This is a genomic window from Actinoplanes teichomyceticus ATCC 31121 (assembly GCF_003711105.1).
GTDB classification, from domain to species: domain Bacteria; phylum Actinomycetota; class Actinomycetes; order Mycobacteriales; family Micromonosporaceae; genus Actinoplanes; species Actinoplanes teichomyceticus.
Genome location: NZ_CP023865.1, coordinates 6,395,569 through 6,420,949 on the forward strand (window position 1 = coordinate 6,395,569; position 25,381 = coordinate 6,420,949).

At 72.9% G+C, this 25,381-nt stretch carries 22 protein-coding genes; 12 read left to right on the forward strand and 10 right to left on the reverse strand.

The window, feature by feature from the left end; genetic code table 11:
• Positions 1–33 precede the first annotated feature (33 nt).
• On the reverse strand, positions 34–1,050 hold the full coding sequence (locus tag ACTEI_RS28050; RefSeq protein ID WP_164466144.1) for a magnesium transporter CorA family protein: 1,017 nt from the start codon (positions 1,048–1,050) through the stop codon (positions 34–36).
• 58 nt (positions 1,051–1,108) lie between these two features.
• Between ACTEI_RS28050 and ACTEI_RS28055 the strand changes: the two genes are divergently transcribed.
• Positions 1,109–1,822, forward strand: coding sequence for a nicotinamide mononucleotide transporter family protein (locus tag ACTEI_RS28055; RefSeq protein WP_122980405.1), 714 nt, complete (start codon positions 1,109–1,111; stop codon positions 1,820–1,822).
• Here ACTEI_RS28055 and ACTEI_RS28060 read toward each other — a convergent pair.
• Together ACTEI_RS28060 and ACTEI_RS28065 are read right to left on the reverse strand one after the other, a co-directional pair.
• Positions 1,723–2,964, reverse strand: coding sequence for a benzoate/H(+) symporter BenE family transporter (locus ACTEI_RS28060; protein ID WP_203723794.1), 1,242 nt, complete (start codon positions 2,962–2,964; stop codon positions 1,723–1,725). The genes ACTEI_RS28055 and ACTEI_RS28060 overlap by 100 nt on opposite strands.
• Positions 2,965–3,008: 44 nt before the next feature.
• Complete coding sequence (locus ACTEI_RS28065) at positions 3,009–4,445, reverse strand: MFS transporter (RefSeq protein WP_122980407.1); 1,437 nt, start codon at positions 4,443–4,445, stop codon at positions 3,009–3,011.
• Between the two features lie 77 nt (positions 4,446–4,522).
• Here ACTEI_RS28065 and ACTEI_RS28070 point away from each other — a divergent pair, with 77 nt between their 5' ends.
• Entirely contained in the window at positions 4,523–5,188 is a 666-nt protein-coding gene (locus ACTEI_RS28070; protein WP_239082653.1) for a TetR/AcrR family transcriptional regulator, read from the forward strand.
• Between the two features lie 107 nt (positions 5,189–5,295).
• On the forward strand, positions 5,296–6,501 hold the full coding sequence (locus ACTEI_RS28075) for a pyridoxal phosphate-dependent aminotransferase (RefSeq protein WP_122980409.1): 1,206 nt from the start codon (positions 5,296–5,298) through the stop codon (positions 6,499–6,501).
• 100 nt (positions 6,502–6,601) lie between these two features.
• Here the strand turns inward: ACTEI_RS28075 and ACTEI_RS28080 are convergent, their stop codons facing one another.
• The 3 genes from ACTEI_RS28080 to ACTEI_RS28090 all read right to left on the reverse strand — a co-directional run bounded on the left by ACTEI_RS28080 (position 6,602) and on the right by ACTEI_RS28090 (position 10,945).
• Positions 6,602–7,627, reverse strand: a complete 1,026-nt coding sequence (locus tag ACTEI_RS28080; RefSeq protein ID WP_122980410.1) for a WxL protein peptidoglycan domain-containing protein — start codon at positions 7,625–7,627, stop codon at positions 6,602–6,604.
• Between the two features lie 65 nt (positions 7,628–7,692).
• A complete protein-coding gene (locus tag ACTEI_RS28085) occupies positions 7,693–9,648 on the reverse strand; it encodes a purple acid phosphatase family protein (protein ID WP_122980411.1) in 1,956 nt (651 codons plus the stop codon).
• A 136-nt stretch (positions 9,649–9,784) separates the two neighbouring features.
• Positions 9,785–10,945 carry a HupE/UreJ family protein gene (locus ACTEI_RS28090; RefSeq protein WP_239082654.1) on the reverse strand — a complete coding sequence of 387 codons (1,161 nt, stop codon included), beginning with the start codon at positions 10,943–10,945 and terminating at the stop codon, positions 9,785–9,787.
• A gap of 163 nt (positions 10,946–11,108) precedes the next feature.
• On the opposite strand from ACTEI_RS28090, the gene ACTEI_RS28095 reads away from it, so the two are divergent.
• On the forward strand, positions 11,109–11,771 hold the full coding sequence (locus ACTEI_RS28095; RefSeq protein WP_122980412.1) for a type 1 periplasmic-binding domain-containing protein: 663 nt from the start codon (positions 11,109–11,111) through the stop codon (positions 11,769–11,771).
• Positions 11,772–12,001: 230 nt separating this feature from the next.
• Here the strand turns inward: ACTEI_RS28095 and ACTEI_RS28100 are convergent, their stop codons facing one another.
• Positions 12,002–13,363, reverse strand: coding sequence for a sensor histidine kinase (locus ACTEI_RS28100; RefSeq protein ID WP_145830979.1), 1,362 nt, complete (start codon positions 13,361–13,363; stop codon positions 12,002–12,004).
• 177 nt (positions 13,364–13,540) lie between these two features.
• Between ACTEI_RS28100 and ACTEI_RS28105 the strand changes: the two genes are divergently transcribed.
• The 3 genes from ACTEI_RS28105 (at position 13,541) to ACTEI_RS28115 (ending at position 17,418) form a co-directional block, all read left to right on the forward strand.
• Positions 13,541–15,736: a GAF domain-containing protein gene (locus tag ACTEI_RS28105; protein WP_122980414.1), complete on the forward strand. Its 2,196-nt coding sequence runs from the start codon at positions 13,541–13,543 to the stop codon at positions 15,734–15,736.
• A gap of 249 nt (positions 15,737–15,985) precedes the next feature.
• Positions 15,986–16,756 carry an SIMPL domain-containing protein gene (locus tag ACTEI_RS28110; protein WP_122980415.1) on the forward strand — a complete coding sequence of 257 codons (771 nt, stop codon included), beginning with the start codon at positions 15,986–15,988 and terminating at the stop codon, positions 16,754–16,756.
• Between the two features lie 209 nt (positions 16,757–16,965).
• On the forward strand, positions 16,966–17,418 hold the full coding sequence (locus ACTEI_RS28115; RefSeq protein ID WP_122980416.1) for a lamin tail domain-containing protein: 453 nt from the start codon (positions 16,966–16,968) through the stop codon (positions 17,416–17,418).
• 26 nt (positions 17,419–17,444) lie between these two features.
• On the opposite strand, the gene ACTEI_RS28120 is transcribed toward ACTEI_RS28115, so the two are convergent.
• Entirely contained in the window at positions 17,445–18,875 is a 1,431-nt protein-coding gene (locus ACTEI_RS28120) for an alpha/beta hydrolase family protein (protein WP_122982453.1), read from the reverse strand.
• Positions 18,876–19,042: 167 nt separating this feature from the next.
• Here ACTEI_RS28120 and ACTEI_RS28125 point away from each other — a divergent pair, with 167 nt between their 5' ends.
• Both ACTEI_RS28125 and ACTEI_RS28130 read left to right on the forward strand, forming a co-directional pair.
• The gene (locus ACTEI_RS28125) at positions 19,043–19,402 is read left to right on the forward strand and encodes a response regulator (protein WP_122980417.1); all 360 of its coding nucleotides are present in this window, start codon (positions 19,043–19,045) and stop codon (positions 19,400–19,402) included.
• Positions 19,399–20,859 carry an RAD55 family ATPase gene (locus tag ACTEI_RS28130; protein WP_122980418.1) on the forward strand — a complete coding sequence of 487 codons (1,461 nt, stop codon included), beginning with the start codon at positions 19,399–19,401 and terminating at the stop codon, positions 20,857–20,859. Before ACTEI_RS28125 ends, ACTEI_RS28130 begins: the two co-directional genes overlap by 4 nt.
• 87 nt (positions 20,860–20,946) lie before the next feature.
• On the opposite strand, the gene ACTEI_RS28135 is transcribed toward ACTEI_RS28130, so the two are convergent.
• Both ACTEI_RS28135 and ACTEI_RS28140 read right to left on the reverse strand, forming a co-directional pair.
• Positions 20,947–22,323: a hypothetical protein gene (locus ACTEI_RS28135; protein ID WP_145830980.1), complete on the reverse strand. Its 1,377-nt coding sequence runs from the start codon at positions 22,321–22,323 to the stop codon at positions 20,947–20,949.
• A gap of 117 nt (positions 22,324–22,440) precedes the next feature.
• A complete protein-coding gene (locus ACTEI_RS28140) occupies positions 22,441–23,475 on the reverse strand; it encodes a serine hydrolase domain-containing protein (RefSeq protein ID WP_203723795.1) in 1,035 nt (344 codons plus the stop codon).
• A 275-nt stretch (positions 23,476–23,750) separates the two neighbouring features.
• Here ACTEI_RS28140 and ACTEI_RS28145 point away from each other — a divergent pair, with 275 nt between their 5' ends.
• Genes ACTEI_RS28145 through ACTEI_RS28155 form a run of 3 tightly spaced genes read left to right on the forward strand, consistent with a single transcriptional unit; the run spans position 23,751 to position 25,380 of the window.
• Complete coding sequence (locus tag ACTEI_RS28145) at positions 23,751–24,176, forward strand: hypothetical protein (protein WP_122980421.1); 426 nt, start codon at positions 23,751–23,753, stop codon at positions 24,174–24,176.
• A complete protein-coding gene (locus ACTEI_RS28150) occupies positions 24,170–24,403 on the forward strand; it encodes a helix-turn-helix transcriptional regulator (RefSeq protein ID WP_122980422.1) in 234 nt (77 codons plus the stop codon). Before ACTEI_RS28145 ends, ACTEI_RS28150 begins: the two co-directional genes overlap by 7 nt.
• Positions 24,400–25,380 (forward strand): NAD(P)-dependent alcohol dehydrogenase, encoded by a 981-nt coding sequence (locus tag ACTEI_RS28155; RefSeq protein WP_122980423.1) that lies wholly within the window; start codon positions 24,400–24,402, stop codon positions 25,378–25,380. Before ACTEI_RS28150 ends, ACTEI_RS28155 begins: the two co-directional genes overlap by 4 nt.
• Position 25,381 lies beyond the last annotated feature (1 nt).

Here is a 25,381-nt window from a genome sequence, read left to right on the forward strand (position 1 = left end):
CCGGCACGGCCGGCGCGCGCGTCGGCGACGCCCCTACAGCCAGCCACGTCTCTTCAGGTAGAGGTAGAGCGCGCCGGCGGAGAGCACGAGCAGCGCCAGGCTCTGCACGAACCCCCAGGTCCGCTCGTAGCCGGGATAGGGCACGTTCTGCCCGAAATAACCGGTCAGCGCGGTCGGCACCGCGATCACCGCGGCCCACGCGGCGAGTTTGCGGGTGATGTCGTTGAGGATGTTGCTCTGCTCGTTGAGATCGGCGTCGAGCAGTTCGGTGATCCGGGTGAGGGAGTGCTCGATCGATTCCAGCGCGCGCTCCGCGTGGTCCTCGACGTCCCGGTAGTACGGCCGCAACTGGTCGTCGACCAGCTCGCCGCCGGTGCGGCTCACCTCGGCCACCACGTCCTGCATCGGCGCGACCGCCCGGCGCAGCACGGCCAGCGCGCGGCGCAGCGCGAACCCGTGCATCCGGACCGGTCGGGGCGCGCCACCCGGACCGAGCATCCGGTCCTCGATCGCGTCCATCGCCTCGTCGACCGCCCGGGCGGCGGCGTACTGGCTGTCGACGACCACGTCGAAGAGGCCGTACAGCAGGAAGTCGACGCCGGAGGCGGCGGCCAGCCCGGTGTCGCGGTCCCACCGGTCGACCAGCTGGTCCACGTCGCCGCGGTGCTTGTGGACGGTGATCAGCGCCCGGTCCGTCACGAATGCGCTGATCTCCACTTTCCGCACCTTCGCCGTGGCGTCGTCGCCGTCGCCGCTGTCGCCGTCGAAGGAGAGCGCGTAGACGTTCACGAACAGGTGGTCCGGATAACGGTCGAGTTTGGGGCGCTCGTGCTCGGCGAGCGCGTCCTCCACGGCCAGCGGGTGCAACCCGAACTCGGCGGCGACCGCGGCCAGGTCGGCCGCGGAGGGTTGCAGCAGGTCCAGCCAGGCGACCGCGTCCGGGTTGTCGCGCAACCGGCCGGCCAGCTCACCGGCGCCGAAGTCCCGCGCGATCACCCGACCGCCCGAGTAGAGACGCGACTGTACGGGGCAGGAGATCGCTGCGGTCACCGCCTCACTATGCCCGGGCGGAAATCGGGCGGAAACCCGACTCGGCCTACGATGAACCGTGACTTGGCTCGATGACTTGCTGACCGCGTTCTACACCGCCAAATGGCAGGTGACCCCGGACCAGGCGATCTACTGGCGGGAGATCGTCGGGAACGCCTTCGGACTGGGCTCGGCGCTGTTCGGTCTGCGCCGCAGCGCGCTGGCCTGGCCGATCGGGATCGTCGGCAACGTGCTGCTGTTCACCGTCTTCCTCGGCCAGGCGCTCGGCAACGACCAGGGCACCCCGCTCTACGGCCAGGCCGCCCGCCAGGTGTTCTTCCTGATCACCAGCCTCTACGGCTGGTGGCGCTGGCGACGCAACCGGTTGGTCGAGCACGGCGCGGCCGTCGTGCCGCACTGGGCCGGCCACCGGCAACGCCTGATCTTCGTCCCGGCCGCGCTGGTCGCCGTGGTGGCCTGCTTCTTCGTGTTCCGTGCGATCGGCGCCGGCTTCCCGGTGCCCTGGTGGTACTACCTGGCCGACTCGTGGATCTTCGTGGGGTCGATGCTGGCCACCTACGCGATGGCCCGCGGCTGGGTGGAGTTCTGGCTCTGCTGGATCGCGGTGGACCTGGTCGGCGTGCCGGAGCTGCTGCACTTCGGCTACTACCCGTCGGCCGTGCTCTACGCCGTCTACGCCGGTTTCGTGATCTGGGGCTTCGTGGTCTGGCTGCGGATCTCCCGGACCGAGCGGCCGCGGGGCTCCGGCGAGCCGCTGCCGGTGCCGGCCTGACCGCGCAGGACCAGGTGCACGCACACGCCGGCCACCAGCCCCCAGAACGCCGAACCGATGTGCGCGACGGTCATCCCGGACGCGGTCGCGGCCAGGGTGACCAGCGCGCCCTCCCGGGCCGGCCGGTCGTCCAGGGCGCCGGCCAGGCTGCCCAGCAGCGCGCCGAGCAGGGCCACCCCGCAGACCGCGGCGACCAGTGGCCGCGGTAACGCGGTGAAGAAGCCGACCAGCCCGGTGCCGAGGAATCCGCAGATCAGGTAGAAGACGCCGCAGGCCGCCCCGGCGACGTAGCGCAGCCGCGGGTTGGGGTGGGCCTGCTCGCCGGTGCAGATCGCCGCGGTGATCGCCGCCAGGTTGATCCCGTGGCTGCCGAACGGGGCGAGCAGCACCGAGGCCAGGCCGGTGCCGGTGAGCAGCAGGCGGTCGTCCGGCCGGTAGCCGCTGCCGCGCAGCACCGCCAGGCCGGGCGCGTTCTGCGAGGCCATGGTCACGATCAGCAGGGGCAGGCCGATGCTGGCCAGCGCCGACGGGTTGACCGTCGGCACGGTCAGGTGCGGCAGCGCGACCGCCGGCCGGACCCCGCCCAGATGCAGGTCGTGCCCGAGGGCGGCGACCGCGGTCCCGGCGCCGAGGGCCAGCAGCACCGCGTAGTTCGGCAGCAGCCGCCGGCCCAGGAAGTACCCGGCCAGCACGGTGAGCACGATCGCCGGCGCCCCGGGCAGCTGCCGGAACGCGTCCAGCGCGAACGGCAGCAGGATCCCGGCCAGCATCGCCGAGATGATGCCCTGCGGGACCCGGGACAGGATCCGGCCGAACAGGCCGGAGAAGCCGAGGACGGTCATCCCGAGCGCGGCGAACAGGAACGCGCCGACCGCGTCGGCGTACCGGTACGCGCCGAGCGAGCCGACCAGCAGCGCGGCGCCGGGCGTGGACCACGCGGTGATCACCGGCATCCTGGTGAGCAGGCTCAGCACCAGGCAGGTCAGGCCGCTGCCGACCGCGATCGCCCAGACCCACGAGGTGGTCTGCGCCTCGCTCAGGTGTGCGGCCGAGGCGGCGGTGAGCACCACCACGAACGGGCCGGAGAACGAGACCAGCACCGCGACGAGGCCGGCCACCAGGGCACTCACCGGAATTCTCACCGGAGGAGTCGAACACGCGGGTCCGGCTCCTCCGGGGGCGGGCGTCAGACCGTCTCAAGAACAGGGATCGGGGACACCGCGCGGTCCGGGGTGCGCCGCCGGCGCAGCATCCAGAGGCTCACCGGGATCCCGGCCGCGACCAGCAGCGCCGCCACGATCAGGGAGAATTGGTAGCCGGCGAGGAAGCGGTGCAGCTGCGCCCCGGCGGCGGCGCCGGCCCGGTTGCTCAGGATGGCGCCCAGCACGGTGACCCCGAGCAGGCCGAACACCTCACGGGAGACGTTCAGCATGCCGGAGGCGATGCCGGCCCGCTCGGGTGGGAGGGCGCCGACCACCACGTTGCTGAGCGGGATGAGCAGGCCGCCGCCGACGCCGTAGAGCGCGAACCAGGGCAGCAGGTCGAGGTAGGTGGTGCCCTCGCCGTACCCGGCGATGCCGCCGATCGCCGCGGCCATCGTCGCGAGGCCGAAGGCGGTCACCCGGGCGACGCCGAAGCGGGTCTCCAGGCGTGGCGCGAGGATGGCGCCGACCGCGGTGATCAGGGCCAGCGGGATGAACCCGGCGCCCGCCTCGGTGGGCGAGAAGCCGAGCACGTTCTGCAGGTAGATGGCCATGTAGAAGTAGATGCCGAAGACTCCGAACGCCCACAGGCCCGTGGCCAGCAGTCCGCCGGTGAACATCCGCAGCCGGAAGAACGACAGGTTCACCATCGAGTCGGCGGACCGGCTCTGCTGGATGACGAACGCCAGCGCGGCCACCGCCGCGACCGCGAAGGAGCCCAGGATCAGGCCGGAGGTCCAGCCCTCGGCGTCCCCCTCGATCAGGGCGTAGGTCAGGGCGAACAGCGAGAGCGAGGACGCGGCCACGCCGAGCGGGTCGAGGCGCCGCCAGGCGCCGGGGGCCCGGACCGCCACGGCGCGCCCGGCCGGCATGCTGATCATCGAGAGGGCCACGGTCGCCACGCCGATCGGCAGGTTGATCAGGAAGATCCAGCCCCAGGAGGCGTGCTCGCTGAGCAGGCCGCCGGTGAACGGGCCGACGGCCAGCGCGAGCGCCCCGACCGCGCCCCAGATCCCGATCGCGGTGCCGCGCTCCTTCGGGTCCGGGAACAGCTCCTGCAGCAGCGCCAGCGCCGCCGGGGACAGCAGCGCCGCGCCGACACCCTGTACGGCCCGGGCGCCGATCAGCAGTTCCTGGCTGCCGGCCAGGCCGGCGGCGACCGACGCCGCGGTGAAGACGACCAGGCCGGCGAGGAACGCCGTCCGGTGCCCCAGGACGTCGGCGACCCGGCCGCCGGCCAGCAGCAGGCCGGCGAAGACCAGGATGTACGCGCTGGTGATCCACTCCAGCCCGGAGATGCTCAGGTGCAGCTCCCGCTGGATCGACGGCAACGCCACGTTGACCACGTTGTTGTCGAGGTACGTCATGAAGGTTCCGAGCGCCACCGCGACCAGCGCCCACCACCGACGGTTCCTGTCCATCCCACTCCCCTATACGAAGTACTTGTACGACGTACATGTACCCCGTACATGAGACCTGTACGTTGTATGGTTGTCAAGTGACCCCGGCAGAACGACTCAGCAAGGCGACCGTCGCCGAACGCGCCCTGCGCCTCGGCGACGAGGAGGGCCTGGACGCCATCACCATCCGCCGTCTGGCCAAGGAGCTCGGGGTCACCCCGATGGCGCTGTACTGGCATTTCAAGAACAAGGACGAGCTGCTGCTCGGCGTCGTCGACCACGTGCTGCGCGACGTGCGGGCCAGCCGCAGCGCCGGCGATCCGTGGCAGCGGCAGCTGCGCGCGATAGTCGAGGCCATGATCGGCGTCATGCGCGCCCACCCGTGCCTGCCCGACCTGCTGCACGCGTGCGACAAGACCCGCACGGAGAGCTTCACCCGGGCCACCAACGACACCCTCGTCCTGCTGGCCGACGCCGGATTCGACGTCGAGGAGTCGTACTGGATCGCGACGTACCTGCTGAGCGGCGCGATGGGCCTGGTCGCCGGGCAGCCGGACCGGCCGGCCGGCGTGCCGGCCGAGGCGGCCGACGAGTGGCGCCGGCAGCGGCGCGTGCAGCTGGAGTGCCTGCCCGCCGACCGGTTCCCCATGATGATCCAGTTTGCGAAGACCTATCGGCACGCGCCCGACCTGGAGCGCTACTTCACCTTCGGCATCGACCTGCTGATGTCCGGGGTGGCGGCGATGGCGGCCGGCCGCCGCTGATCCACCCGTCCCTGCTCACCATCCGGGACGATCCCGCGGTAACCGGTGGTCAATCCCGCACCGTGCTGGCATCGTTCCCCGGGTACGCCGGAGTTGAGGAGGGTCCGATGCGGCAGGCGCAGCGGCTGAGAAGTGTCCGGTACGACATCCGCGGCCCGGTGCTGCGCCGGGCACAGGAGCTGGAGGCCGCCGGGCACCGGATCCTCAAGCTCAACCTCGGCAACCCGGCCCCGTGGGGGCTGGCCACGCCCGAGCCGATCGTCGCCGACGTGGTGCACAACCTGATCGACGCGCAGGGCTACAGCGACGCCCGCGGCATCTACTCGGCCCGGGTCGCGGTCGCCCAGCACTACCAGACCCGGGGCGCGATCAGCGTGCAGCCGGACGACGTGCTGCTCGGCAACGGCGTCTCGGAGCTGATCGTGATGGTGCTGCAGGCGCTGCTGGACTCCGGCGACGAGGTGCTGGTGCCGAGCCCGGACTACCCGCTGTGGACCGGTGCGGTGAACCTGTGCGGCGGCCGGGCGGTGCACTACCGCTGCGAGGAGAGCGCGGACTGGGCTCCCGACCTGGAGCACCTGGCCGCCGGGGTCACCGAGCGCACCCGCGCCCTCGTGGTGATCAACCCGAACAACCCGACCGGGGCGGTGTACTCGAAGGAGACGCTGCTCGGCATGATCGAGGTGGCCCGCCGGCACGGCCTGATGATCTTCGCGGACGAGATCTACGACAAGATCGTCTACGAGGGCGCGGTGCACCACACCCTGGCCTCGCTCGCCCCGGACGTGCCGGTGGTCAGCATGGGCGGCCTGTCCAAGACCCACCGGGCCGCGGGCTTCCGCTCCGGCTGGCTGGCCACCAGCGGGTTCACCGGCGTCGACTCGGACTACCTGGACGGTCTGCAGCTGCTGGCCAACATGCGGCTCTGCCCGAACGTGCCCGCCCAGCACGCCATCCAGACCGCGCTCGGCGGCTACCAGAGCATCGAGGAGCTGATCCGGCCCGGCGGCCGCCTGCTGGAACAGCGCGACCACGCCTGGCGCCAGCTGGTCTCGATCCCCGGCGTGGACTGCGTGAAGCCGGCCGGCGCGCTCTACCTCTTCGCGCGCCTCGACCCCGCGGTGCACAAGATCCACGACGACGAGCGGCTGGTGATCGACCTGCTCGAGCAGCAGCACCTGCTGATCTCGCACGGCACCGGCTTCAACATCGACACCCCGGACCACCTGCGCCTGGTCTTCCTCGCCCCGACCGACGTGCTGGACGACGCGATCGGCCGGATCCGCACCTTCCTGTCCACCTATCGGCAGTAGGGCACGCGGAACGGCGAGGCCGCCCCGGCCGGTCCCACCGGGGCCGGACCCGGTCACACCGGACCGCGCCGGTCCCGGGCGCGGGGCGGCCCCGGTCGGCTCACACCGCTTCGGCCTTCCCGCGCAGCGCCTCGGCGACCGCGGCCTGGATCCGGGCCTGCTCGCGCGCCGTGCGGCGCCGCCGGTGGCGGCGGGTCAGCACCACACCGCCCGCGACGGCCGCCGGCCCGGCGATCAGCAGCACGGTCAGCGCCCACGGCAGGGCCCAGGCGTGCGCGCTCGCGGTGACCGGCCGCAACGCCGTGGTCGAGCCGGACTCGTCGGTGACCAGCGGGGTCAGCGTGGCGGTCGCGGTGAGCAGGACGGCCGGCGCGACACCGGCGACCGGCACGGTGACCCGCCACCGCTCCCCCGGCAGCAGCTGCGGCGGCGCGGCGATCGCGGTGGCATCGGTGCGGAACCAGCCGAACGGCCCGGTCAGCGTGACCGCCTGCCGCGCCGACTGCACCGCGTTGCCGGTGTTGTGGAGGGTGTAGGTGACGCGGGCGTCGCCCTCGGCCGCCGCCGAGCCGTGCCAGTCGACCCGCAGGTCCTCGACGGCCAGCGCGGGCGCCAGGTCCCCGCCCACCCGCAGCTTGATCTTGATGCCCAGCCGGCGTTCCACGGCGACCCGCGCGGTCGGGTCCGGCGGGGCCAGCGAGGTGAGGATGCCACCGACGTAGTCGCCGGGCGTGGCATCGGCCGGGACGCTCACCGTGAACGGCACCTCGACGGTCCGCCCGGCCGGGACGGTCACCGTGCCGGTGGCGGGCTCGACCCAGGCGCCGACCCCCCGGGACGGCCGGTCCCGGGGGAGCAGGTCGAGCTGGCCGGCGGCGGTGGTGAGGCCGTCGGCGGCGTACACCGACAGGCGCAGCGGGCCGGCGCCCCGGTTGGCCACCACCAGGCTGTCGCGTGCCGAGCCGCCGGGGTTGACGGCGTAGCTGTAGCTGGACCGGTCGCTGCCGTAGGTGTTCGACGCGGTGCGGACCGCCCAGGCGACGTCACCCTCCTGGGCGAGGGCGGGGCCGGCGGTGAGGCCGAGGACCGTGGAGACGGCCGCCAGCAGGGCAACGGTGCGACGCATGTGGGATTCCTTGCACGGGTACGGCGGGCGGGGCGCCGGGACGCCCCGCCCTTCGAGCGGGAACGTCAGCTGCTCAGCGCAGTGATCGTCAGGGTGGTGCGGTAGTTGCCCTTGTCGACGCTGTCCGGGACCCTCAGGTCCAGGCCGGCGCCGAGCACCGCGGAGCCACGGGCGTGCCCCTGGGCGGCCGAGCCGAGCACGCTGGGCTGGGCGAGGCCCTTGCCGCCGTCGACGTAACCGGACGGGACCGGGTCACCGGCGACCGCGCCGGCGCCCCGCGTCACCAGGTACGGCGACCAGCCCAGGTACGAGCCGGAGAAGGACTTGCCGGCGTCGGTGAAGTCGCCCACCCCGGCCGACAGCGACCAGGGCGAGAGCGTACGCCGGCTGTCCGTCACCCGGATCGGGTTGATCCTGCCGGCCGCGGTGAGGTAGTTCTGGTTCGGGTTCTCGGTCGCGGTGCCCAGGTCGACCAGGGAGTTCTGACCGTTCACGGTCCAGCCGAACTCGCCCGGCGCCAGGGCCGGGACGTTGACCTGGATGTCCTGGCCGTCGCCGTGGTACGGATGCACCGTCACCCGGTCGACGATGGTGCCCACGCCCTGGGTGGCCGCGTCGTTGCCGCACGAGCTGCCCAGTTCCACCGAGGCGTTCGGGGCGGCGCACGTGCCGCTGCGGACGTTCTCGACGACCAGCTTGTCGTTGCGCACCTGGACCTTGACGTACGAGCGCACGTGCTCCTGGTTCTGCACGGAGTTGTACCAGTAGTTCTCCGGTTTCCGCGGGTCGGCGCCGTTGCCCGCGCCGCTGGTCCCGCTGCTGTCCGGCCTGCTGATGTCGTAGTACTTCGAGCCCGAGGCCGAGTTCGCGGTCACGTACAGCACGCCGCCCGGGCCGGCGAACACGTCGGACTGGCCGGGTTGCTCGGCGGGGTCGGCCTTGGCGCCGTTCTTGATCAGGTAGCTGCGGGTGTACACGTGGTCGTGACCCTGCAGCACCAGGTCGACGCCGAGCTTGGAGAAGGTGGTCGGGAAGTCCACCCGGCGCACCTTGTTGTCGGCGTCCTTGGCGTGCGCCGCGGCCGAGTAGATGGAGTGGTGGTAGACCAGCACGGTCCACTTCGCCTCGGCGCCGTGCCTGTCGATCACGTCGGTGACGTACGCGACGTGCGCCGCGTCCCCGCCGCCGCCCTGCGAGGCGGCGTAGCTGTTGCTGTTCAGGTCGATGAACAGGGTGTCCTTGTAGATGTACCAGTAGTCGCCGCCGGACGTGGTGACGCCCTTGCCGTCGGCGTAGTACGCCGCCGAGCGGTCCGTGTTCGGCGTGTACAGGTGCTGCTCGTAGGCCTTGCCGCCGACGTCGTGGTTGCCGATGGTGGCCGCCCACGGGTACTGGCGCAGCCGATCGGAGGCCAGGAACGCGTTCCACTGCGATTCGGTGTTGGCGTTCTCGACCTGGTCACCGCCGGAGACCAGCAGCTCGGCGTCCGGGTTGGCGGCCAGCGACACCTCCAGCGTGTCCACCCAGCCGGCCTGGTCCTTGGCCAGGTTGCCGGAGGCGCCGATCTGCGGGTCGCCGTAGAACAGGAAGTCGTAGTCGCCCTCGAAGTCCCGTGTCCGGAACGTGTACGCCGCCGACCAGCCACCCTCGGCGCCCACCCGGTACGTGTACGAGGTGTTCTCCCGCAGCCCGGTGAGGGTCGCGTGGCGGTTGTACCCGCCGCTGCTCGCGATGTTCGCCGTGCCGGTGGCGGCGAAGGTCACCGCGCCGGCCGGGAACTCGCCGCCGGCGCCGAGCTCGGCGGTCGGCGCGAGCTGCACCTGCTGTGCCGTGTCGGCGCTGGTGTACCAGGTGACGATGCGCTGGGCCTCGTTGGCGCCGACGCCCAGGATGACGGCGGAGACCGCCGTGGTGTCGGCCGCGCGGGCGGGGGCGGTCAGGCCACTGCCGAGGGCGACCGACACACCGAGGAACACCGCGATGGCCCCTGCGGACACGCGGCGCCGGTGATTGGTTCTCATCGGTTTCCGTTCCTTTTCCTGATGAGAGAGATCGCTTCCCGATGGGAAAGTTCCGGGAGGCATGATCAAGCTGGTCCGGCGCCATGAACCGGGCATGAACAAGATCAAGATCACCGGCGGCGCCCACCGGAAGTCCTCAGCCGCCGAGCGTCCGCTGGACGAACCAGATCAGTCCTATCACGGACACACCCACCGAAACGGCGCCGGTCAGCCAACGCCCCACCCGCGGGCACCCGCGCCGCAGCCCGGCCAGCACCGGGAAGACGGCCGCGATGAGCGCCAACTGGACGGTCTCGATGCCGACGTTGAACACCAGCAACGACCAGAGCAGCGTCCAGGAGAACGCCTCGTCGATGCCGAGCGCGCCGGCGAACCCGAGACCGTGCACCAGCCCGAAGCAGAAGACCACGCCCAGCCGTCCCCAGCCGGCCCGGCCCCGGGAGCCGGCCCGCGACCCGGCGGCGAGGTGCCAGGCGGCCACCACGGCGATCGACAGCGCGATCACCGGCTCCACGATCCCGGCCGGCACCTCGACCAGACCCAGCGCGGCCAGCATGAACGTCACCGAGTGCGCCACCGTGAAGGCGGTGGCGGCCAGCACGATCTCGCGCGGCCGCCGGGAACCGGCGATCAGCGCCAGCAGGAACAGGAGGTGATCGGCGCCGGTCAGCAGGTGCTCGGCGCCGAGCCGGAAGAACTCGCCGAACCGGCGCTGCCACGGCTGACCGGTGGAGAACGACGGCCGGGTCGCATCCAGCACGGCGCTGCCGGCGCGGCCGTCCAGGCGGTACGTGACGATGGTCTTGACACCCTTGACGTACGTCTCGTGGTCCGGGAACAGCGCGCTGCGCACCTGGTGCGTGTCCGCCCGCCGCGGACAGCTCCACTGCAGCACCACCCGGGCGTACGGCACCCCCTCCCGGCCGCCCACGGTGAAGTCCCCGGCCGGGGCGGCGGTGCAGGCCGCGCCGGCCGCGCTGACCGCGAACCGCTCGGTGACGTACCGCAGCGCGGCGTCCCGGTGGGCGTTCAGCGCCGCCCCCATGGCCGCGTCGTGCGCCGCCTCGAACGCGTCGGTGCCGGCCCGGAACAGCGCGTCGTCGCGGCCGTAGTCCGCGGCCGAGACGATGTACAGGTCGTACTCCAGCTCCACCGCGGTGCGCACGTGACCCGCGTCGCCCGCGGTCACGTCGACGTAGACGGTGGAGCTGAAGCCGTGCGCGAGCGCCGGCCCGGCGCTCAGCAGGACGCCGGCCGCGGCGGCGAGTCCCAGGACGGCGGCGGCAACGGTACGCAAGATGGCTCCTTCGCAAGTGGCCTGAGCACCGTGCACGTCTCCGGTTAACAAGATCAAGACAGCCGGCGAACCGCTGACGACAAGGTCCCCCGGGCACGCCGGAACCGGCCGGTCCCGGTGTAGTAAGGGTGATCATCGGCTCGACCCGTGAGGCAGACGCACCGTGCGCCACCCGTTCCGTACCGCCGCCGCGCTCGTCGCCGCGGCGATCCTGGTCACCGGCTGCGGCGCCGGCGACGACTGGTCGCGGCCGCACGCGCCGCCCACCCCGGCCGGCTCGCTCGGGCCGGGATTCCTCGCCCCGTCGGCCACGCCCGCGCCGGAGAGCACGATCACCCCGGCCCCCGGTTCGTGGTCGGCCGTGCACCCGCCGGCGGGCTACCGGGTGGTGCTGCTCACCACCGGCGCCGACGCGCCGACGCGGGCGCTGGTCAGCGCGGTGCGGTCGTGGGCCGCGGCGGAGCGGGCCGAGCTGCGTACCGTCGAAGCCGACCCGGCCGACCCGGTCCCGGACATCGCCGAGGCGGTCCGGATGTCCCCCGACCTGATCGTCAGCGCCGGTGACGGCCTGGTGGACCCGCTCGCCCTGGTCACCGCCAACCACCTGGACCAGCAGTTCCTGGTGGTGGGGGCGGAGCTGGCCGAGCCGACCGAGAACGTCACCGCCGCCGACTGGGCCGGCGCGTCGTTCCGCGGCGAGGGCCTCGGGTCCGCGTCCACCTACGACCCGGCCTCCTTCACCGCGCAGCGCTGCGGCGACGCGGTTCGCGCCGGCGTGGCCGCCGTCCTGCACGACCTCACCGGGATCGTCGTCTGGCTGCGCTGAGGCCGGCGCCGCCGGGCAGCCCCGGCTCACCGCGCCCAGCGGCCGGACCCACGCGTGACCCGGCGCCACCGGGCAGCCCCGGCTCACCGCGCCCAGCGGCCGGACCCACGCGTGACCCGGCGCCACCGGGCAGCCCCGGCTCACCGCGTCCAGCGGCCGGACCCGCGCGTGACCCGGCGCGACCGCGCGGGGCGCGGGCCGGGCCCGGCAAGCCCGGCCCGCTCGGCTATCTATCCCGAGGCCGGGATCCCCGCCCGGGCGGCCCGCTCGGCGTCGGCGCCGCCCGGTTCCCGGTTCTCACCCTGGCCCGGTCCCGGGTGGCGGATCGTGGCGATGAAGGTCGTGCCGCCGCCGGGGGTGTCGCCGATGTCCAGCCGGCCGTGGTGCGTGCGCAGGATCTCCGCGCAGGTGGCCAGGCCGATGCCGTGCCCCGGCAGGTCGCTGCGCAGCCGCACGAAGGGCCGTAGCACGTCGTCACGCTGGGCGGCCGGGATGCCGATGCCGTTGTCGCTGATCCGGAGCATCCACTCGTGTGGCCGCACGGCGGCGTCGACGCTGATCCGGCAGGGCCGGTCGGGGTGGCGGAACTTGAGCGCGTTGCTGAGCAGGTTCTGCACCAGCAACCGGATGTGGGTCGGGTCGGCCTCGACGGTGGGCAGGTCACCGGTGTGCACGGTGGCGTGCGCCGCGGTGATGTCGGCGCGCAGGTCCTCCAGGACGTCACCGACCAGATCGCTGAGCTGCACCCGGCAGCGCCGCGTCTGCCCGCCCACCCCGGCGTAGCTGAGCAGGTCGTTGAGAATGTTGCCCATCCGCCGGGCGGCCCGCGCGATCGTCTGGGCGTCGGCGGCGACGGCGTCGGGATCGTTCTCGTACGCCTCCTCCGCGAGCAGCGTGGCCGTCCCGGAGATGCTCATCAGCGGGCTGCGCAGGTCGTGGGCGACGGTTCCGGCGAAGCGCAGCAGCGCGTCGTTCGAGCGTTCCAGCTCCGCGCGCAGCCTTCGCAGCTCGCCGATCACCTGATCGCGCGCGATGAGGGTGTGTTCCAGCTGGCGGGTGCGGCGGCGCAGCTCCAGCACGTCGACGACCAGGACGGCGAGCTTGTCGAGCGCGGCCTTCTGCTCGATGGTCAGGGTGCGCGGCCGGTGGTCGAACACGCACAGCGTGCCCAGCACGTGCCCGGCCGGGCCGCGCAGCTGGGAGGCGGCGTAGAACCGGATGGTGTCGATGACCCCGGTGACGAACGGGCTGTCGGCGAACCGGGGGTCGGTCCGGGCGTCCGAGACGACGACCGGGTCGGGGCTGACCACGGTGATCGAGCACATGGCGTCCTCGCGGCGGCACGCCGACCGCTCGAAGCCGACGGCCGCGATCTGGATCTGGCGGTCGGCGGTCAGCACGTTGATGACCGCGGCCGGCACGTCGCACAGTTTCGCGGCCAGGTCGACGATCGCGTCCAGATCCGGGATCCGTTCGCCGTTGAGCACCTCGTAGGCGTCCAGTGGCGGTGGCGCCGGCTGCCCGTGCTCGTCGGTCAGCAGCATGCCCCGGCCACCGCTGTCCGCTCGCACACCGGGGCTTTCCACGCTCACCTCACGTCCCACCTCTCGGTCGGTGTTCGGTATCGCAGCCGCAGCTCTCCTCCGGAAGCGTACTCGTCATCCAGCGATCGTCAGCGCTGTTTGCCCTGGTTATGCCAGTATGGAAGGGATGACCCGCGGCGCGCGGCGCTCACCGGGCCGCCGGTGGGTCCGAGGGGTGGTGACGGCATGACGCTGATCCCGGCCCCGGCTCCGGAGGCAGCCGGACGGGTCACCGATCCGCGTCGCTTGGCCGTGCTGCGCTCGATGGGCCTGGCCACCGAGTCGGTGTCACCGGGCCTGGACCGGCTGACCGCGATGGCCGCACGGCTGCTGGACGTCCCGGTCTCCCTGGCCAGCGTCGTGGAGCACGACCGGCAGTGGTTCGCCAGCGTGCGCGGGATACCCGAGCCGTGGGCGTCGGCCCGGCAGACCCCGCTGACGTACTCCTTCTGCCAGCACGTCGTCGACGCGGACGCCCCGCTGGTGGTCGCCGACGCCCGCGGCGACCCGCGGCTGCGCGACAACCTGGCGGTCACCGAGTGGTCCCTGGTCGCCTACGCCGGCAACCCGCTGCGCGCCCCCGACGGCACCCTGCTGGGCGCCTTCTGCGTGGGCGACACGGCGCCGCGGCAGTGGTCCGCCGAGGACCTGCTCCTGCTCGACGACCTGGCCGCGGTCGCGGCGACCGAGATAGCCGCTCAGGTGCACGCCGCCCGGCTGTCCCGGGCGAACGAGCAGGCCGAGCAGACCACCCGCGACCTCGAACGGCAGGAGCTGTTCCTGCAGGCCCTGCTGGACAGCCTGGACACCGGCGTGGCGGCGTGCGACCCGGAGGGCCGGCTGGTGATGTTCAACCGGGCGATGCGGGAGTCCCTGGGCAGCGACGCCGACCCCAGCCTGACGCCGCGCGAGTGGGCGGCGCGCCTGCGGGCGCTGCACCCGGGCGGGGAGCCGTTCGCGGTGGGCGAGATGCCGCTGATCCGGGCCCTGAACGGCGAGCACGTCCGCGGCGTGAACGGCATCATGGTCGGCCGGGACGGATCGCAGAAGTGGTACTCCACGCACGCCCACCCGATCCTGAGCCGTACCGGTGAGCTTCTCGGCGCGGTCTCCGCCTCGCACGAGATCACCGAACGCCGCCGGGCGGAGCGGTTCCGCGACACCGAACTCGCCGTGCACCGCGTCTTCGCCGCCGCGACCGACACCGCCGCCGCCGCACCCGCGGTGCTCGAGGCCGTGATCACCACGCTGGGCTGGGCGCACGCCGAGCTGTGGCTGGCCGACGACCTCACCGGCCTGCTCTACCCGGTCGGCACGTGGACGTCCCCGGAGCACCCCACGACGGTCACCGTGCCGGCGAGCATCAGCCGCGGCTTCGGCCTGGCCGGCACCGCCTGGGACCGCGACGAGCCGGTGTGGGTGCCGGACGCCGCCACCGACCCGGCGCCGCTGTCGGAGGCCACCGCCCTGCGCTGCGGGCTGCGCACCGCGCTGGCCGTGCCGGTGCACGGCGGTGACCGGGCCATCGGCGCGCTCACCGCGTTCGGGGCGAGCCCGGCCACGCAGGACGCCTCCTGTGTCGCCCTGCTCTCCGGAGTCGCCGCGCAGATCGGCGAGTTCGTCCAGCGCCGCCGCGCCGACGACCTGGCGCAGCAGCTGACCCGCGCGCAGGACGAGTACATCGCGCTGGCCGGTCATGAGCTGCGCACTCCGCTGACGTCGATCCTGTCGTCCACCGGGCTGCTCGAGGACATCGACCCGGACACCCCGGTGGGCGAGGTGCAGGACCTGATCCACATGATCGGGCGCAACACCGCCCACATGCGCAACGTGATCGACGGCCTGCTCGACCTGGCCGCGCTGGACTCCGGGCACATCGAGCTGGACCGGCAACCGGTCGACCTGGCGCACCTGGTCCGCGACGCGTGCACGGCCGCCGCCGGGCGCGCCGCCGACCTGGGCATCACGGTGCACACCGCGCTGCCCGACCACCTGCCGGTGTCCGGTTCCGCGCACCGGCTCCGGCAGCTCGTCGACAACCTGCTCAGCAATGCCGTCAAGTACTGCATCGACGGCGGCCGCGTCGAGGTCGCGCTGCAGACCCGCGACGGGGTGGCCCAGCTGAGCGTGACCGACACCGGCATCGGCATCCCCGCCGCCGACCGCGACCACGTCTTCCGGCGGCTCTACCGCTCGCCGAACGCCGTCCAGCACGCCATCCCCGGCGCCGGGCTGGGGCTCGCGCTGTGCTCGGCGATCACCGCCCGTCACCACGGCACCATCGCGCTGGCCCCCGCCGACGGACAAGGGACCACCGTGGTCGTCCGGATCCCCGAGGGTCTCGCGCACCGCCCGCCGGCGGCCGCCGCGGCGCGACCGTGACGCGCGCCGCCGGCCGCACGGCTGCGGCGACCGGCACACCGCCACCCGTCCCGGGAACCGGTCCCGGTCGGACACGGTCACGTCGGCAGCCGGCACGCGGCCGGGCGGGGAACCGGCGGCTCGCAGGCAACGCCCGCATCACCGGATGCCGCATGCCCCGACCCGACGCGCCGGATGTGCGGAACACCGGATGGCCGACGGCCCGGCCGCCTTAAATAGGAGGCAAATATCGCCTCAAAGGTGGGGAAAATGAATCGATCACGAGCCATCGGGCCGGTGCCGGTCATGCTGGCGGCCGTCGTCGCGCTCTCTTCCGGGCTGCTCGACGGCCGCCCGGCAGCCGCCTCGACCAGCGCCGCGGCGGACTGCCCGTCCACCGCGCAGAGCCGGGGAAGCGTCCTGGTGACCGGGACCGGCGTGGTGTACGGCGAGCCGGACACCCTCATCGCGAACTTCGCGGCGGAGACCACCGCCGCCACGGTCGGCGAGGCCCTGGAAAGCGCCAACACCGCCGCGACCCGGATGCGCGACACGCTCGTCGGCGGCGGGGTGGCCCGAGCCGACCTCCAGACGTCCAACGTCAACATCAGCGCGAAGCAGAACGACAAAGGACAGATCACCGGCTACACCGTGAACCAGGGCCTCACCGCGAAGATCCGGAAGCTGGCGGGCGCCGGAGCGCTCATGTCCGCGACCGTCGCGGCGGGCGGTGACGCGGCGCGGTTGAACGGCGTGTCGTTCACCATCGAGAACGACGCCGCGCTGCTCGCCGAGGCCCGCAGGAAGGCGTTCGCCGACGCCCGCGGAAAGGCCGCCCTGTACGCCGGTCAGGCCGGCCGGCCGCTCGGCCGGGTGATCCGGGTGAGCGAGGTGCCGCTCAGCTGCGGATACTTCGACAACCAGGACCGGATGGCCGCGGCCTACTCGCCGGTCCCGATCGAGCCGGGCCGGCAGCAGCTGGCGGTGACCGTCACGGTGGAATGGGCCCTCGGCTCGCTACCGCCGTCCTCTCTGGGGTGAGGGCGCCTCGCCCCGGAGCACGCGCGCGGGTCACGGCGGCGCGCGGTGCCCTTCTCCTACCTTCAGCGCCGGCCGATCGGCCGATCGGTCGCGCGCGCCGCCGTCCCGGCAGCTGATCCCAACCGGACACGCGACCCGCCGGACCGGACGGCGCGGCCCATGACCGCCACAATCGGTCTCCTCCATCGAGCCTCCTGGGAGACCTGGTCATGCGCACACTGTCATCCGTCGTCGGCGCTCTCGCCCTCACCGCCTGCGGGATCGTCGCCACCACCACCCCGGCCCAGGCCGCCCCGGCCCTGCGCTTCCACTCCACGCAGTACGACTCGCCGGGCAAGGACACCCGTACCAACAAGTCGCTGAACGCGGAGTGGATCGCCCTGGTCAACACCGGCAGCAAGCCGGTCAGGCTGACGGGCTGGAAGATCGTCGACAAGTCCCGGACGTACACGTTCGGCAACGTCACGATCGCCGGCAAGGGCGGCAAGATCTACCTGCACACCGGTAAGGGCACGAACACCAGGGCCCATCTGTACTGGGGTTCCGGTAACTACGTCTGGAACAACACCGGCGACACCGCCACCCTGAAGACGAAGGCCGGCAAGACCCACGACACGTGCAAGTGGGGAAACAAGAAGGGCCGCACCAAGGTCTCCTGCTGACCGCTGCGCGGCCGGCCGGCCCGCCGTCACCCGGCGGGCCGGTGCACCGTCAGGTCGCCGTGTTCCGCCAGCGTGGTGGTCAGGTCGGCGGCGTGGCCGTACAGGGTGGCGTCGAGGAACGCGGCGCTGGTATCCGCCGTCATCCGGACACTGTGGACCGCGCCCAGTGAACCCACCAGCGCACGGACCGGTGGCAGGTAGAGCGGGGCGTCGGTGAAGGTGAGGTGGGCGCTGCCGGGCACGCTGAGCCGGTAGCCGGTCGCCCGGCCGCCGTCGAGCACCTTCGCCACCCGCGCGACGTAGTCGGCGTCCGCCTGGTCCTGGACCGCGTGGGTCAGCACGAGCACGGGCTGGCGCAGCGGGCCCTGGTCGGCGTCCAGGCCGCCGTCCAGGTTGATGACCGCGGTGAATCGCGGATCCCGCTGGGCGGCGCGCATGGCGGCGGCACCGCCCAGGGAATGGCCGGTCGCCGCCGCCCGCGCGGTGTCGAGCCGCCCGGTGAGAGGTCCGGCGAGCTCACCGGAGTCGAGGCGGCCGAGCTGGGTGAGGACGAAGCTGAGATCCGCCGCCCGCACCGTCGCCCAGGAGATTCTCCTGCGGTCGTCCTCGTCCGGATCGCCGCTGGCCGCGATGCGGGTTGCGACGGTACGCCCGTCGGCGAGCACCACCGCGGCCGAGTCGTACGGGTGGTCGATACCGGCCACCAGGTAGCCACGGCTGGCCAGGTCCTCGGCCCACGCCGTGTTCTGGGTGCGTACCCCGCCGAGCCCGGGCGAGAACAGCACGACCGGGAAGCGGCCGGCCGCGGGCGCGGCGTCGAGCACCGCGTGACTGTGGGCGCGGGTCGGCCCGTCGAGCAGGAAGCCGGGCGCCCCGAGATAACCGGCCACCGCGGCGGCGACGGTGTCCGCCTCCTGGCGGGTGCGGCCCAGGTACCGCGCCCGCGGCGTGTCGGGCGCCACCTGCCGCGCCGGATACCACAACTGCACCACCACGGTACGGCGGTCCGCCGGGTCCGGCGTGGCCGCCTCGGCACGGGCCGGGTCGGTCCACTGCACCACCGTGGTGCCGACCGCCGACGGCCCGGACAGCCGCGGAAACGTCGGCACGGGCAACGCCCCGGCCGCGACCGCGCCCACCAGCACGAGCCCGACACCCAGCAGCGAGCCGGGCAACGCCAGCCACCGCGGGGCCCGCCGGCCGCCCCGGCCGGTGCGCCGGCCCAGCAACCACACCGCGCCGGTCGCCATCCCGGCGAGGAGGTCCGCACCCAGCACCAGCAGGATCTGCCAGCGCGGCCCCGGCATCGTCCAGGCGGCCCCGGCGATCGCCACGGCGGCCGCGCCGGCAGCGGTACGCCGGCGGGCGGCCGGCGGCAGCCAGCGGGCCAGCACCAGCACGACCGAGGCCAGCACGACAGCGAACTCGACGACGGTCAGGCGCAATCCGGGGATCATGGTCGTCACGGCCACAGCATTCCGGGGGATCGCTGAGCGCACGCTGAGGACGGCGCCGGCCGCACGCCGGGGCGAGCCCCCGGCACGAATACCGCATTCCGCAGCTGAGGCGGGCACCTCGACACTAGGATCTGCGAGGGAGGAGCCCCAGGAACGGGACGGGACCGGTGGCGACGATTCTGGTGGTCGACGACGAGCCCGACCTGCGCTTCCTCATGCGACGCATCTTCACCCGCGCCGGGCACCAGGTCGTCGAGGCCGGCAACGGGGCCGCCGCGCTGGACGCCGTACGGCAGGCCCGGCCCGATCTCGTGGTGACCGACGTGATGATGCCGGTGATGGACGGCGTGGAGCTCATCCGCCGGCTCCGAGCCGATCCGGCCACCATGACGATCCCGATCCTGTCGGTCAGCTCGGACTGGCACCTGGCCGTGCACGCCGACGCCGCACTGGCGAAACCCTACGAACGCGCCCAACTGGTCGCAGCGGCTGAACGCCTGCTCTCGGAAGGACGTGACGGGCGATGACAACCCTGAGCACCGGACTTCCGGATCTCGACCTGATACTCGGCGGGGGCCTGCGACCGGGTTCGGTGGTGGTCGTGGCCGGGCCGCCCGGCACCGGCAAGACCGTCCTGGCGCAGCAGATCTGCTTCGCCGCGGCCACCACCGAGCGCAAGGCCGTCTACTACACCACCCTGTCCGAGCCGCACGCCAAGCTGGTCGAGCACCTGCGCGACTTCTCGTTCTTCGATCCCGAGTCGCTGGGCCCGCGTGTGGAGTACGTGCATCTCGGGGACATGTTGCGCGACCGGAGCGCCACCGACATCGATCCGCTGATCAACGAGGTGGTACGCAAGGCGCTCGACGACGAGCCGGCGCTCGTGGTGATCGACAGCATCATGATGCTGCGCGACTTCGTCAGCGCCCAGACGCTGCGCACCGCGCTCTACGATCTGACCAGCCGGGTCGCGCACAGCGGAGCCGTCCTGCTGCTCCTCGGCGAGTACGGCGACGACGACATGCGGTCCGCCATCGAGTTCACCCTGGCCGACGGCATCGTCCTGCTGTCCCACCAGATCCGCGAACCGGTCGACCGGCGCGGCCTGCGGGTCGCCAAGATGCGCGGCGCCGGGCCGCTGGGCGGCACCCACACCATGCACATCACCGGCGACGGCCTCCGCGTCCATCCCCGCATCGAGTCCTTCCTGCCCACCGACATCCCCGGCTGCGGCCCGCGGATCCGCTCGGGCATCCGCGGCCTCGACGACCTGATGGGTGGCGGCATCCCCAGCAGTGACGCCACCGTCGTGCTCGGCCCCACCGGGGTCGGCAAGACCATCGGCTGCCTCGGATTCCTCGCCGAGGGCATCGCGCAGGGGCAGCGGTGCCTCTACGTCACGTTCCAGGACAGCCTCGAAGAGCTGGAGGAGATGGCCGGCCGCTTCGGCTGGGACTTCCGGACCGCCCGGCAGCGGGACCAGCTGGTCATCGCCCATGTCCCGGTCGGCGCGCTGGACCTCGACCTGGACGTGCTCGCCTCGATGATCCGGCACACCGTCGACGACGGTTCGATCCACCGCGTCGTCATCGACAGTCTTGCCGAGATGGCCCACGCCGCGCGGGAGGCGAAACGGTTCCCGGCGTACCTGCGCAGCCTCCTGAGCATCGTCCGCGCCGCCGGCGCATCGCTGTGGGTGACCAGCGAGACGCGGACGTTCGGCCCGGTCGAGGATCCCCTCACCGGGCTCATGTACCTGTTCCACAATGTCATCCAGGTGCGCTACATCGAGCACTGCGCCGAGGTCGGCCGCTTCCTCAACGTGGTCAAGATGCGCAACAGCCGCCATGACCACGCCATGTACGCCTGCCACATCGTCGACGGCGGCGGTCTGGTGGTGGGTGACCGGCTCGACCGGGCCACCGGATTGCTGGGGTGGAACGTGCCGCGCGACTGCCCGCCGCTGCCGGGCCAGCAAGACTGACCGAGCCGGCGGACCCGGCGCTGCCGGTGCCCGTGCCCTGCCGGCCGGCGTCTGCGCCACGGCACCGGCTCGGGGCGGCCTGCGGCGTCACTCGCCGCCGGCCGGGGACCGCCACGTGTCGGGGGCCGGCGCGGGGCCGGACTGGCGCGGGATGACCTCGGTGACCGGCTCCACGGGCTGGCGTTCGGTGAGAACATCGGGCGGGCGCCGGGTCAGGAGGGTGTGCAGCAGCAGCGGTATCCCGTACACCGCCAGCAGCCAGGCGGCGATGTAGATCCGCGAGCCCTGGGTGACGTTCGGGTGGCCGATCTGGTTCGCCAGACCGGCCAGCAGGGCGGCGAACACCACGTACCCGGCGGGTCGGTGGAAGCGGATCACGCCCCACGCCCCGGCGGCCCAGGCGACCAGCAGGAACGGCTCCTGGAGCTGCTCGGCGAGCCAGCTCCGCCAGAAGTCCAGGTTGGTGCGCAGCCAGCCGCCGAGCGGGTCGGCCACGTCCGGCTCACGGAAGTGGTTGGTGAGCAGGTCCTGCATGGTGTCGGCGGTCCCGGGCCAGCCGAGCAGCTTGGAGACCAGGAACATCGCGGCCGCCGCGGCGACCGACACGCCGATCAGCGTGGCCGCGCCGTCGGCGCCGCCGCCGGCGCGGCGACGGCGCACCAGCACGACCACGGCCAGGACGCCGGCCAGGGCGGCGGCGAAGAGCAGGAACTGGGAGTACTTCACGAAGGTGCCGACCGCGAAGCCGGCCCCGAGCAGCGCCAACCCGCGACGGCGGTCCCCGGTGAGCAGATACACCGCGCCGAGCAGGCAGGTCATCAGCAGGCCGAGGGTGATGCCCTCGGACAGCGGCGCCATCGTCCACACCCGTATCGGCAGGATGAGGTAGAGCACCTGACCGAGCACCGCCACCCCCGGCGCCACGCCGAGCCGGCGCAGCAGCAGAAACACCAGGACGCCGCCGAGCAGCGTCCAGGCGAGCGTGGTCAGCCACATCCCGGCGCGCGGGCCGAAGGCCACCACGCCGGGCAGGTAGAGCACCGCCACGCCGGGACGGGACAGGAAGATGTCCTCGTACCGGCTGGACGGGATCGACGCGCCGCGGGTGATCGCCGGGCCGTACCGGGTCTCCGGGCCCTGGTCGTCCTGGGCGTGCAGCCGCTTGACGCAGTTGCCGGCGGCCTTCGCGCCCGCCTTCGCGTCGAAGCCGACCGGATCGAGCACCAGGCTCTTGTGCCGGTACTGATCACAGAACGCGCGGATCGCCCGGTCACGGCCCTCGGCGCGGCTGTCGCCGAGCATCCCGTAGACCTGGGTCAGGTACTCGGTGGAGTCCGGATAGAAGTTGCCCGGCGCCGACGGGAGCTGGACCAGCGAGAAGAGCGCCGCCACCGCGAGCACCCACACCCACGGCCGGCCCATCCAGGTCCGCGCCGGCCGAGCCGTACGTTGCTCTGTCCTCATTCACCCACACGCCAGTCACCGGCACCCGGGCCGAGAATTGTCGATCGGCCGCGAATCTTAACCCTCCACCTCGGCTCAGGACCACGACCGGTTCCCGGTACGACGTCCGCCGTGCCTTCAGCGCCGCGGCCGTGACGCGTTCCGCCCGGCCGTTTCCGCCAGCAGCCGGAAGCCGGACCTGTCGACGCCCCTCGACGTCGCGGTCAGCACCACCGCTCCGGCGCCGGCGGCCCGGTCCAGCCCCAGCCATGCCCGGAACCCCCCGGTACCGCCGTTGTGCCAGGTGACCGTGTGGCCGTCGCGCTCCAGCGCGATCCATCCGGCCCCGATGCGGACGGCACTGCCGGCGAATCGCGCGACCGGATCCAGAGCGCTGAGGCCGGGAGCCGATCCGTCCAGCATCGCGGCGGCCAGGCGGGCCATCGCCTGGATCGAGGCGCGGATGCCACCCGCGGGCCCTACCGCCTCACCGGTCCACGGCTGCCGGTGGCGTCCGAATCCGGTCGTGCCGGTCAGTGCGTCGGGGCGCAACTGCGCCGGGGTCGCCGGAACGTAGAAGACATCGAGGCCGAGCGGGTCGGCGACACGTTCGCGCACGAGTGCGGGGTAGCTGGCTCCGGCGGCGGCCGCAATCGCGTGGCCGAGCAACTGGAAGCCGAGGTTGGAGTACCGTGCCCGCGGTTTGCCGACCGGCACCGACCGGGTCTGGACGATGAGCTGGTCCAGGGTGTCGCCGTAGGGGTTGGCGCCGTGCCGCCACAGCGCCACGCTGCGCCGCACCAACCCGGCCGACCTGGGCAGGCTGGGCAATCCCGAGTGATGGGTGGCGAGCGACGCCAGGGTCACACGCGCGGCCGGGCAGTCGCCGAGCGGCAACAGGTCGCCGAGGGTCGCCGTCCGGTCGATCTCACCGCGGGCCAGCGCGTCGGCGTACAGCAGACCCGTCACGCCCTTCGAGACCGAGCCGATCTCGAAGTCCGCCCCGGCGCCCGCGCCGAGTCCCGCCACCCGCTGCTGTCCGGGGGAGATCGTGGCGGCCGCGGCCACCGGGTGCCGGTCGCCCAGGAGGGCGCGAAGCCGCGCCGCGAGCGCCTCGTCGCCGTGCTGGATCGGCATGGCCGACGTCCGACCGGATCCTGACAATCGCTTCATTCGTCAACCGTAGTTGACACGCGCCCGGCCGTCAACCCGGGTTGACACCATCGACTCGTCCCCCGCCACCGGAGCCCACCGGCCACCACGGTCGGCGGGCCGGGATGGCGCAATGCGCCCCTTCGAGGTCGACGACGCGCGGGCCGCCGCCGGCCGGCAGGCGGCGAGGGGATCCGCCCGCCGGCCGCCGATCCCGGGTGTCAAATTTCTTGTACACCAAGTCAAAGATTGCTACCTTGGCGGTGTCAAATTTCTTGGACATGCAGGGGACGCCGATGACGTACGAAGAAAAGCGGGTGTGGATCAGGCTGGTGGTCGCCGTACTCGGTTACGCGGCCTATGTGATCGTCATCGTCGGCCGCCTGGGCGACCGTGCGCTGCCCGACGTGCCCTACACCGATGCGCTGCTGTGGACCGTCGGTCTGGCCGTCGCCGCCTCCATCGCCGCCGAGACCGCCGTGAACACGGCCCCGGGCGCCTCCCGGGCCACCGACGAGCGGGACCGGGAGATCGGCCGGCTCGGCGAGCACGTCGGCCGGTCGTTCGTCGTGATCGGCGCGGTCGCGGCGATGCTCATGGCGATGGCCGGGTGGGACCGGTTCTGGATCGCCAACGTCGTCTACCTGTGCTTCGTGCTGTCCGCGATCCTCGGCGGCGTCGCCAAGGTCGTGGTCTACCGCAGGGGCGTGCCGCAGTGGTGAAACCGACACGGGTCACCAACCGCATCCGCGCGCTGCGCTTCACCCACGACGAGATGACCCAGGCCGACCTCGCCGAGCGCATCGGCGTCACCCGGCAGACCCTCAACGCCATCGAGCAGGGCAAGTACTCGCCCAGCCTGGAGGTGGCCTTCCGGGTCGCCCGGGTCTTCGGGGTCCCGCTCGACGACGTGTTCCAGTACCCGGAGACCCCCGAGGAGCAGTCATGAGAGCGATCGTCCGCGACAGCTACGGCCCGGCGGACGCTCTGGAACTGCGAGACGTCAGCCGGCCCCCGCTCGGCGAGCACGACGTGCTGGTCCGGGTACGTGCGGCCGCGGTGGACCCCGGCGTCTGGATCTTCATGACCGGGCGGCCCCTGGCCGTACGCCTGGCGGCCGGCCTGCGCCGGCCGCGCGTCGCCGGCCTGGGCCGCGACGTCGCCGGCGTCGTGGCGCAGACCGGCGCCGCCGTCACCGACCTGCGCCCCGGCGACGAGGTGTACGGCACGTGCCGGACCGGCTCGCTCGCCGAGTACGCGGTCGCGCGGCAGCATCGGCTGGCACGCAAGCCGGCCGGTCTCACCTTCGAGCAGGCGGCCGCGGTGCCGGTCTCCGCGGTGACGGCGCTGCAGAGTCTCCGCGCCGCCCGGGTCGGCGCCGGCCATCGCGTGCTGGTCATCGGCGCCGGTGGTGGCGTCGGCACGTTCGCGGTCCAGCTCGCCCGGGCCTCCGGCGCCGTGGTCACCGGCGTCTGCAGCGGGGCCAAGGCCGAGCTGGTGCGCTCGCTCGGCGCCGAGCACGTCATCGACTACACCCGCCAGGAGATCACCGACGGCGGTGCGCGCCATGACGCCGTCATCGACACCGCGGGAAACCGCCCGCTGCCGGTGCTCCGCCGGGCCGTCACCGAGCGCGGGACGATCGCCCTGGTCGGCGGTGGCCACATGCGCGGACGGTGGCTCGGCGGCTTCCAGCGGCAGCTGGCCGCACCGTTGCTCTCCCGGTTCGGCACGGCCCGGGTGTGCGGTGTGACCGCGCGCGAGGGCCGGCAGAGCCTGGAGGAGCTCACCCCGCTGCTGGAGTCCGGGGCGGTGACCCCGGTCGTCGGCCGTACGTACCCACTGGCCGACGCGGCCGCCGCCATCCGCGAGCTCGCCCAGGGCCACCCCACCGGGAAGATCGTCGTCGTGGTGCGGGGCCGGTAGC

What these genes read in the sequence shown, in the direction of transcription:
- ACTEI_RS28065 (WP_122980407.1), bottom strand. Translation starts at nt 4,445, where the DNA reads ATGGACAGGAACCGTCGGTGGTGGGCGCTGGTCGCGGTGGCGCTCGGA.
- ACTEI_RS28075 (WP_122980409.1), top strand. Translation starts at nt 5,296, where the DNA reads ATGCGGCAGGCGCAGCGGCTGAGAAGTGTCCGGTACGACATCCGCGGC.
- ACTEI_RS28080 (WP_122980410.1), bottom strand. Translation starts at nt 7,627, where the DNA reads ATGCGTCGCACCGTTGCCCTGCTGGCGGCCGTCTCCACGGTCCTCGGC.
- ACTEI_RS28085 (WP_122980411.1), bottom strand. Translation starts at nt 9,648, where the DNA reads ATGAGAACCAATCACCGGCGCCGCGTGTCCGCAGGGGCCATCGCGGTG.
- ACTEI_RS28105 (WP_122980414.1), top strand. Translation starts at nt 13,541, where the DNA reads ATGACGCTGATCCCGGCCCCGGCTCCGGAGGCAGCCGGACGGGTCACC.
- ACTEI_RS28110 (WP_122980415.1), top strand. Translation starts at nt 15,986, where the DNA reads ATGAATCGATCACGAGCCATCGGGCCGGTGCCGGTCATGCTGGCGGCC.
- ACTEI_RS28115 (WP_122980416.1), top strand. Translation starts at nt 16,966, where the DNA reads ATGCGCACACTGTCATCCGTCGTCGGCGCTCTCGCCCTCACCGCCTGC.
- ACTEI_RS28120 (WP_122982453.1), bottom strand. Translation starts at nt 18,875, where the DNA reads ATGATCCCCGGATTGCGCCTGACCGTCGTCGAGTTCGCTGTCGTGCTG.
- ACTEI_RS28130 (WP_122980418.1), top strand. Translation starts at nt 19,399, where the DNA reads ATGACAACCCTGAGCACCGGACTTCCGGATCTCGACCTGATACTCGGC.
- ACTEI_RS28135 (WP_145830980.1), bottom strand. Translation starts at nt 22,323, where the DNA reads ATGAGGACAGAGCAACGTACGGCTCGGCCGGCGCGGACCTGGATGGGC.
- ACTEI_RS28140 (WP_203723795.1), bottom strand. Translation starts at nt 23,475, where the DNA reads ATGAAGCGATTGTCAGGATCCGGTCGGACGTCGGCCATGCCGATCCAG.
- ACTEI_RS28145 (WP_122980421.1), top strand. Translation starts at nt 23,751, where the DNA reads ATGACGTACGAAGAAAAGCGGGTGTGGATCAGGCTGGTGGTCGCCGTA.
- ACTEI_RS28155 (WP_122980423.1), top strand. Translation starts at nt 24,400, where the DNA reads ATGAGAGCGATCGTCCGCGACAGCTACGGCCCGGCGGACGCTCTGGAA.